This window comes from Vibrio sp. 10N.261.52.A1 (assembly GCF_002876325.1).
Classification (GTDB): domain Bacteria; phylum Pseudomonadota; class Gammaproteobacteria; order Enterobacterales; family Vibrionaceae; genus Vibrio; species Vibrio chagasii.
On sequence record NZ_MCYD01001156.1, the window covers coordinates 1 to 572 of the forward strand.

Below are 572 nucleotides of genomic sequence, written 5' to 3' on the forward strand. Positions count from 1 at the left end.
GTATAAGCTATTGGCTTTTACAAAATCATTGCTAGCAAGTCGAAGAGCATAAAGAAAAGCCATTCTGATCTACGTTAGATAGAATGGCTCGAATGGATTTACTGTCGCTAATATTAAAATGTGTTAGAGAGGTGGGGAGTATTAGCGCGTTTAGCTATTTAATTGGTTTGTGTTATTTGGCTATACCTTGCAGCATCTCAACCAACTCACCCTCTGTGGTTGGCTCTTTTGCTAGCTCGATGACTGCAGAGGCGCCGCCTTTAAGCATATAGGCTTGAGTGCTACAGTGGTCATAGTGGAACCATTTACCATCTACACATACGTCGGTATAACATCTTGGGTCTTGTTTGAGTTCCATATCAATTTCCTTATTAACATTTGGCTAACGTTTTTTAGACTAATTGATCACAAAATGCTGGGAATTGATCTAGATCAATCTGATGCTTGAATAGTTGAACAATGTTCAAATAAGAGAGCTGTGTCGAGGTGCCAAAATTCACTATCAAGCACTTAGGTAACTGATATCTTCTAAAGCACGTGATTATCGTTAACAACTGATTCTCTTTTTCTTG

The 572-nt window shown here is 38.6% G+C and carries 1 protein-coding gene; it reads right to left on the reverse strand.

All coding sequences use genetic code 11. The features are described 5' to 3' along the window. Positions 1–172 precede the first annotated feature (172 nt). Complete coding sequence (locus tag BCT81_RS24785; RefSeq protein WP_102426184.1) at positions 173–358, reverse strand: hypothetical protein; 186 nt, start codon at positions 356–358, stop codon at positions 173–175. Positions 359–572 lie beyond the last annotated feature (214 nt).

Excerpts from the sequence above, each read along its gene's own strand:
- BCT81_RS24785 (WP_102426184.1), bottom strand. The coding sequence starts at position 358 with ATGGAACTCAAACAAGACCCAAGATGTTATACCGACGTATGTGTAGAT.